This window comes from Bullifex sp. (genome assembly GCF_034103065.1).
GTDB lineage: Bacteria > Spirochaetota > Spirochaetia > Sphaerochaetales > Sphaerochaetaceae > Bullifex.
In genome coordinates this window covers 1-8126 of record NZ_JAXEGN010000248.1, presented here as the reverse complement: position 1 = coordinate 8126, position 8126 = coordinate 1, and the positions used below count along the sequence as shown (strand labels likewise).

The window sequence follows — 8126 nt, the reverse complement described above, 5'->3', positions numbered from 1 at the left end:
TAATTGTTTCATGGTTTTATCCTGTAGTAGCTATAAAGATAATTACCGATGGATGCCTTAGAGGAATGGGCAGAATGGGTGCATTCATGACTTCAACCTTTGCTGATTTAATAATAAGAGTTGTATTATCTTTTATTCTTTCTATAAGTTTTGGGTATATAGGAATATGGTACAGCTGGCCTATTGGTTGGGTAATTGGAATGGCTTTTAGTGTTCTCTTTTATATTAAAGCAGATAAAGGTAAATCTATTATCTAAAGTACTTGTTAGGCATTTCTAACTTTGCTATTATTCATGCCATGACATTAGATCAACTTAAAATAGGTAAAGATGCCTATATTGAGAGTGTTGAAACTCCCGAAGTTTCCTTAAGGAAACATATTTTGGATATGGGTCTCACTCCTGGTGTTGAAGTGACAATGATTAAGGTTGCACCTATGGGTGACCCTATGGAAATAAGAGTTAGAGGATATGAACTAACTATTAGAAAAGACGATGCTAAGTATATCAATCTGACAAATGTACATGATATGCACTCAATTGCAGATGATGTATATAAAGAGAGAATAAAAGCAGTTAAGCATCCAGGTGTTGGCGAAATAAGTGGTATTTTAAAAAAGGTTAGAGCAAGCAATAAGCCTCTTAGCTTTGCCCTTGTTGGAAACCAAAACTGTGGAAAAACTACTTTATTCAACCAGTTAACTGGTTCAAACCAACATGTTGGTAATTTCCCTGGTGTTACAGTTGATAGAAAGGATGGTATTGTTCGATTTCACGATAATATGTCTGTTACAGACCTTCCTGGTATTTACTCTCTTTCTCCTTATACACAAGAAGAAATTGTTACTCGTGACTTTTTAATTAAAAACCGTCCAAATGGAATTATTAATATCATCGATGCAACAAATATTGAGAGAAATTTATATTTAACTACAGAATTAATGGAATTAGGTATTCCAATGGTTATTGCTCTCAATATGATGGATGAAGTAAGGGAGAATGGAGGAACTATTGCAATTAATGCTTTAGAAGAAGCATTAGGTGTTCCAGTTGTTCCAATTAGTGCTGCAAAGGATGAGGGTATTGATGAGTTGATAGACCATGCTTTAGCAGTTGCTGCTGGAGAAATTAAACCTCTTAGAACAGATTTTTGCTTACCTGGTGGAAACGATGGAGGAGCTGTCCACAGGGCAATACATGCAATTTCTCACTTAATTGAGGACCATGCTAAGGAGGCAAATTATCCAATTAGATTTGCTTCTACTGCTATTTGCCAAGATGATAAGAAGGTTGAGGATATTCTTAATCTTGATCAAAATGAACGTGAGATGATTGAACACATCATCAAGCAAATGGAAGATGAGAGTAAAAGTGATAGAATGGCCGCAATTGCTGATATGCGTTTTAGCTTTATTGAAACTTTAACATCTCAAACAGTTGTTAAGCCTCATGAGAGTAAAGAGCATTTAAGAAGTCAAAATGCGGACAAAATATTAACAGGAAAATATACTGCTATTCCATGTTTTATCCTCATTATGGGACTCTCATTTTATTTAACCTTTGGTCCTATAGGAAATGCGCTAAGCTACTTACTTGAGGTTTTAATTGCGAATATTACAGCAGTGGTTGATAGCGCATTAACAGCTTTCCAAATAAACCCAGTAGTACATTCTCTCGTAATAGATGGAATATTTACAGGTGTTGGCTCTGTATTAAGCTTTATGCCATACATTGTTGTTCTATTCTTCTTCTTATCAATTTTGGAAGACTCAGGCTATATGGCAAGAATAGCATTTGTTATGGACAAATTGCTTAGAAAGCTAGGACTTTCAGGAAGAAGTTTTGTACCAATGCTTATCGGGTTTGGATGCTCTGTTCCAGCAATAATGGCATCTAGAACACTACCTAGTGATAGAGATAGAAAGATGACTATACTGCTTGTGCCATTCATGAGTTGCAGTGCAAAACTTCCTATTTATGCATTCTTCTCTGCAGCTTTCTTCCCTAAGTATGCGGCACTAGTAATGGTTGGCTTATACTTTATTGGAATTATTGTTGGAATATTAGTAGCTATTATTTCAAATAAATTTGTATTTAAAGGTGATCCTGTTCCATTTGTAATGGAGCTTCCTAACTATCGTCTTCCAAGTTTAAAAAGTGTTGGTAGATTGATGTGGGATAAGGCAAAGGACTTTTTAACTAAGGCCTTTACAATTATCTTTGTTGCAACAATTATCATTTGGGCACTTCAAACATTCGATCTTAGATTAAATGTTGTAGATAATAGTGAGAATAGTCTACTTGCCCTACTTGGAGGCCTTATTTCTCCAATATTTAAACCATTAGGCTTTGCTGATTGGAGGATATCAACTGCATTAATTACAGGCTTTACAGCAAAGGAAAGTGTGGTAAGTACCCTAAATGTGTTACTACAAAATGGTGATATAACAACATTATTTACTACTACCTCAGCCTTTGTATTCTTAGTTTTTTCTCTACTATACACACCATGTGTTGCTGCAATTAGTGCTGTAAAGAGAGAATTGGGTGGCTTAAAAGCAGTTGGTGTTGTTGTACTTCAATGTTTAATTGCTTGGATAGTTGCTTTTATAGTTAAATTAATAATTACTATCATTTAAAAAAAAGATGGAGCATTTGCTCCATCAATATACTTCTAGAAGGCAACTTTGCATAACAGCAAGTGCTGCTTTTTTATTATATTCACTAGTTCCAGCAGTTGCAGTGCTATCAAGCATTATTTTTGCATCAGGGCAAAGCATTCTGAGCATCAATGCGTTTGATACAACGCAAATATCAGCACAAAGGCCACAGATTTCAATTTCATTAACACCTTGCAAAGCCTTCTTTATTTCTAGCTGTTCGGTAGGATCTGCCATGAAATTATTTTTATCTATGATTAAATCAAATTTAAGATTTGAAAAAGCCGAAGTAATTTCACTACCTTTTTCACCTCTGATACAGTGTCTTGGAACACACTTCCCCTCTATATCACTTAAATAGTTTTCTGGGTGGATATCACGAGTTGCAATTACAATACTATTTTCCCTGTTAGCTTTTTCAATCTTTTCTTTAATTACACTAACTGTTTTAATTGCATCATTTGAGCCAAGCACTCCATCAATAAAATCATTTTGCATATCAATAACGACAAGCGCTTTCATAATTTTTCTCTCCTATAATAATCCAAGTTCTCTTGCTAATTTAGTTATTCCAAGAGCTTTAAAAACTTCTTTTTTAAGCTCTGTAAAAACACTAAAGAATAAGTCTAATACTGTATTTTGGCTAGAAGATGTACTTTTATTAGTACTTTCTATGAGGGTTTTATTCTCAGCCTTAGTGCCTGTATATGGTTTTAAATTCCACTTTGAAATATCAACACTTGATTCAATTAATTCTTCCTCGTCATCCGGAAGCTGGTAGAAGAAATCTAAACCAGTAATTGCCTCAACATCATCAACACTCATGACGTAGCTCTCAATCTTATCGCATTTATCAGAGTTCGGAAGAACAAAACCAATTGCCTTGATATCTGGATCTTGGTAATCAAGAATAACTTTATAATATTGATTTGGTACGGCAACTTTATTTTTACCAATGGTCTTATAAGGACCATCTGTTAATACAGGTCCAGTTACTACATATATTTTTTCATTATCAACAGCAAATTGTCTAACAATAGCTTCTAAATCCCCCCAAATACCTCTATTAAATGCAGGAACTTGAGGTGACATATTTGATAAATAGAATGTATCACTCATTGCCTCTGCTGACCATTTAAAGTCTGCAGCTGGGGCCATATGACCTCTATCGTATCCAGAACCTTTGTAGTCACTTAGTGTTGCAGATCCTGTTCTTACACTTTTATCTTCTCTAAAGTCATCAGCACGATCAAGAGCGCCATAAACCTCTTCTCTTGTAAGTTCGTAAGCAACATAAGATGGCTGTTCTGCCTCTTCATTGTAGCTTAGGATATATCCTGTATGCTCAATTATCTGTTCGCCTTCAACAGCTCTTGGTAACTCAAGTTGCTCATAAACACCACTAGCACTTAAGCTATCTGATGCAGAAGGTGTTAAATAACAAAGTACTAAAAATAGGATAACAAGAATCACAAGTAATACTGCAATCTTAATTAGCCTATGTTTCTTTGCGTTAGATTTTTTCTTTGCTGACATCTAGTTCTCCTCTATAAACTTTAATTCCCATTTTTTAACATAATGATAAGTAAATGCAAAGATACATATTAAAGTAACAGTAGAAAGTAAAGGTGATGGAATTTTATCTGAGATAAAAATTGGAGCACTCTTTAGTGGTGAATCTTTATATCCTACTATTAATGCTGAGTACAAGTTATTTACAATGTGTATTACTATCGGATAGGTAAAATCTGAGAAATGAATGCCAAGATACATTGCTAAAAAACCAAATGTAAAATAATAAAGTGATAGTAAAAAATAACTTGATACCTTAAATTCTGGATTATTTACCATGTGAGCAAATAAAAAAAGTAGACCAGAAATAAATGAAATTAGTAGTTTTGAGCTATTTTTATCTGTATTAATTATTCTTGAAAGTAAAACTCTAAACAAATACTCTTCACTAATACATTGTATAGGTGTAATAGCTAGTACAATAAAAAGCATAATTAGTTTAATTTTTATGGTATGTTGGTCTAAAGAAAGGTTTTTATAACTAATAATAGATGAAAGAAAAATTAATGCAAAAGCAATTAATGCAGTAATTAAATAACTTCCTCCCTTGTGTTTTCTTTCACTTATCATAGTATTTAGTGAACAATTAAAGACAACTCTTGTTCCGATAATGGAAAAAATAAATAGGGTAAGGGAAGGTATGTTAACTGATAAATAAGACGCAATAATTTCATTACTTGGAAAGAATGAAATAAAAGCTAACATAAATATTCCACCAATTAGCTGCCATGAAAAAAGTAAGAAAATTATTAGGAGCAATAGTGGTAGGATTTCTTTCTTTTGCATGATTCTTATCATAATGAATCTTTTGATTTTTAAATAGCGTGTTTTAATACAATATTTGATGTGCTAATATTTAGCTATGAAATTAAAAGATACTATTCTTTCATATTTAGATAATCCTGATATTGTATTAGTTTTTCCGACAGAAACAGTAAAACGTTACTATTTAACAGAGTATGTTGCCTCTAGAAAAACTAGTATATTAGCAGATAGAAGTATTGCTTTTGATGAATTTGCAAAGCAATTTGCTCCTATTTCAAAAGATAAAAAGCCAGCAAATAAATATATTAGAACTTTTTTTGCTTCATATTTTCTTAATGAAAAAGCTGATAGTTTAAAGTATTTCTATAATCCTAAATACAAAGAGAGTAAGGCTCGTTTTATACCTTTTATTTCTTCTATACTTCCTGAGTTGAAGACCTTAGATAAGGTAAAGATGGAAGATGAAAATATTAAATCTGACTTAAAGCTAATTTATGATTGCTATAATGAGTTTCTTGAAAAAGAAAAATTATTTGAACCTGCTTTTTTTACTTATGACTTAAAGTACTACAGAGGGGAAAGGAGTAAAAAATATTATCTTGTTGCATATGATGCAGAAATTAATATGCAAAGATTTTTAGAGGAACTAAATTATCCTTCTTTTATTTTACCTCTTTCAATATCTATTAATAGCAATGTAAGGCATAAGCTCTTTTGTAATGAGAAGGCTGAATTATGTTATCTTTTTGACAATCTATCAAAATTATGTAAAGAAGGAATAAAGGCTGAAGAGATTATAATTTCAACACCAGATATAAAGAGGTTAAAGCCATACCTTGAAAAGGAAGCTATGGAATATGGTATTCCATTAAACTTCACATCCTCTGTTAAGTTATCAGAGACAATAGCAGGAAGACTCTTTAAGGATTTAAAGAGTATATATGATGAGTCTCTATCATTTTATTCATTAGAAAGATTTCTGCTTAACCCATCATATCCATTTGAGGATAGAGAATGTGCTAAAAGCCTTGTTATGGCATTAACAGAAAATGGATTATTAAAAGGTTCTTTTACTGGTGATGATAGAATAGAAGAAAGCTTTGTAAAGAAAAAATTATTTAAACAATTAAATTTATATAGAATTATTAAGCGTGGGGTTCAAAGATTATTTGAGTCAAATGAAATGACCAAAAATCTCCATATTTTGTTAACAAGTATTTTAGTCAAAGGTGAGTTTGAACAATGTGATGAAGAAGTTAGAAATAGCTATGCCTTTGCTGTTAAGGAGCTATTTAAGTTCCAAAGTGATCTTGAATCCCTTTCAATAAAAGTTGATGCTCCATTTTCTTCTTTTATATCAACTATGGATACTATTAACTATGTATCGAGTGAAAGAAAGAGTGGTATTAGAGTTTTTTCATACTCTGAAGACTATCTATTAACACCTTTATATCACTTTGTTATTTCTCTTGATGATGAAGATGTGAAGGTTAGTGAGTCTGATTTAAATTTCTTAGAAGACTATGAAGTAGTGGTTAGACAAAGTTATGATGTCACATCTGCTTTATTAAATTACTACAAAGTAGCTGGTGAAAATGTATTTCTATCTTCTAGTCGTGAAACTTATTCATCAAGTTCTAATCCTCCAATGTTATTTTTAGAAGAAAAAATAATCGATGACGCAATAACACTTCCTGAAAGAGAAATATCTTATGCAACTAAGCAAAGTTTAATGAAGAGTGAAGCAACTCCATTTTCACGTCTTAATAGAGATGAAGATATTAGATATAAGAAGAAGTTTAACATTTGTGAAATAAAGGTTACATATTCAGCTTTGAAGGATTACATTATGTGTCCATACCTTAGTTATTTAAAGAAAGGTGTAAATATTGCATATGATAATGTAACTCAGTTTGAGCCTAATACTATTGATATGGCTGAGGCTGGAAATTTTCTTCATAATACTATTGAAAACTTCTTAACATCTCATAGTGGTAAAACCTTATACTCAAAAAATAGAGAAGAGTATAAAAAAGAATTAGAAGAAATCTTTTATTCTTTATTATCAACATCTCCATTTGATACATTCTCAAGAGAGTATATAAAAAATACATTCTTTGATGGTGTAGTTAATTTTACTCATAACCTTTTTGATACCTTTGGTGAGGGAATTGCTATTTTAGGTATTGAAGGTAAATTTGAAAAGAAAGAAGAAGATGTTACCTATGAAGGGCGTTATGATATTTACTTAGAAAATAGTGAAGGCGGAGTTATCATCGATTTAAAGAGTAAGAAAATTGATGAAATATTAAAAACCTATCAGCTACCATTTTATAAAATGGTAATTAACTCAGCTGGCGATGAGAAGGTAAATAAAACTGCTTACTATTCTATTCAGGACTCTAAATTTGGAATTCCAAAGGATTCAGAACAGCTAGAAAATGATATTAAAACATTTGTTGATGGTGAAAGAGAAGGTTTATTTAATACAAATGTAAGTAAAGAGTGTGGTAAGTGTAATTTTAGAGCAGTTTGTAGAAGGAGATTTAATATACAATGAGCGCATTTTCAACACTAATAGATAATGAAGAAAGAAAGCTAAATAGCGAGCAGCGTTCTGTTGTATTTGCAGATAAAAACTGTGTAGTTTCAGCAGGAGCTGGTAGTGGTAAAACCACAGTACTATCTTATCGCTTTTTACGTCTAGTAATGGATAATGAGATTAGTGCAGATAGAATCTTAACTTTAACTTTTACTCGTAAAGCTGCCCTTGAGATGAAGGAACGAATTACTAATAGACTGTTATTAAATAGAGATAGTATTAAAGGTGAATTAATAAAAAATCTTTCTAATGCTCATATTTCAACTATTGATAGTTTTTTGTCTGAAATTGTTCGCTGTGATTCAATTAGTTATGGTATTGCTAGGGACTTTACTCTTCTTTCAAATGATGAGGAAACTGAATTAGTTAAATCTATTGCTCTAAAATTCTTAGAGACAAAGGATAACTTAGAATATGTTTCTGCACTATCAAAGCTATATACACCACAAAATATTTTTGAAGATTTTTTTGATAAGATTAATAAGAATATCAGTTTTTTATCTAATTGTAATGCAGAGTTTTTAGGTA

General features: G+C 31.7%; 7 protein-coding genes. 4 read left to right on the top strand and 3 right to left on the bottom strand.

Annotation, left to right across the window (positions count from 1 at the left end; translation table 11 throughout):
- Positions 1 to 257, top strand: a 257-nt coding sequence (locus SOY52_RS09520) for a polysaccharide biosynthesis C-terminal domain-containing protein (RefSeq protein WP_320848721.1), incomplete at its 5' end; no start/stop codon positions are given.
- Positions 258 to 298: 41 nt separating this feature from the next.
- A complete protein-coding gene (gene feoB, locus SOY52_RS09515) occupies positions 299 to 2638 on the top strand; it encodes a ferrous iron transport protein B (protein WP_320848720.1) in 2340 nt (779 codons plus the stop codon).
- Positions 2639 to 2662: 24 nt separating this feature from the next.
- Here feoB and SOY52_RS09510 read toward each other — a convergent pair whose 3' ends face one another.
- Genes SOY52_RS09510 through SOY52_RS09500 form a run of 3 tightly spaced genes read right to left on the bottom strand, consistent with a single transcriptional unit; the run spans position 2663 to position 5017 of the window.
- Complete coding sequence (locus SOY52_RS09510; protein WP_320848719.1) at positions 2663 to 3181, bottom strand: isochorismatase family cysteine hydrolase; 519 nt, start codon at positions 3179 to 3181, stop codon at positions 2663 to 2665.
- Between the two features lie 12 nt (positions 3182 to 3193).
- Positions 3194 to 4195, bottom strand: coding sequence for a DNA/RNA non-specific endonuclease (locus SOY52_RS09505; protein WP_320848718.1), 1002 nt, complete (start codon positions 4193 to 4195; stop codon positions 3194 to 3196).
- Complete coding sequence (locus SOY52_RS09500) at positions 4196 to 5017, bottom strand: CPBP family intramembrane glutamic endopeptidase (RefSeq protein ID WP_320848717.1); 822 nt, start codon at positions 5015 to 5017, stop codon at positions 4196 to 4198.
- A gap of 76 nt (positions 5018 to 5093) precedes the next feature.
- On the opposite strand from SOY52_RS09500, the gene SOY52_RS09495 reads away from it, so the two are divergent.
- Entirely contained in the window at positions 5094 to 7556 is a 2463-nt protein-coding gene (locus SOY52_RS09495) for a PD-(D/E)XK nuclease family protein (protein ID WP_320848716.1), read from the top strand.
- On the top strand, positions 7553 to 8126 hold a 574-nt coding region (locus SOY52_RS09490), incomplete at its 3' end, for a UvrD-helicase domain-containing protein (protein ID WP_320848715.1). The genes SOY52_RS09495 and SOY52_RS09490, both read left to right, overlap by 4 nt.

Bases quoted from the DNA above. Each gene is read 5' to 3' on its own strand.
- SOY52_RS09505 (WP_320848718.1), bottom strand. From the start codon at position 4,195: ATGTCAGCAAAGAAAAAATCTAACGCAAAGAAACATAGGCTAATTAAG.
- SOY52_RS09500 (WP_320848717.1), bottom strand. From the start codon at position 5,017: ATGCAAAAGAAAGAAATCCTACCACTATTGCTCCTAATAATTTTCTTA.
- feoB (WP_320848720.1), top strand. From the start codon at position 299: ATGACATTAGATCAACTTAAAATAGGTAAAGATGCCTATATTGAGAGT.
- SOY52_RS09495 (WP_320848716.1), top strand. From the start codon at position 5,094: ATGAAATTAAAAGATACTATTCTTTCATATTTAGATAATCCTGATATT.
- SOY52_RS09510 (WP_320848719.1), bottom strand. From the start codon at position 3,181: ATGAAAGCGCTTGTCGTTATTGATATGCAAAATGATTTTATTGATGGA.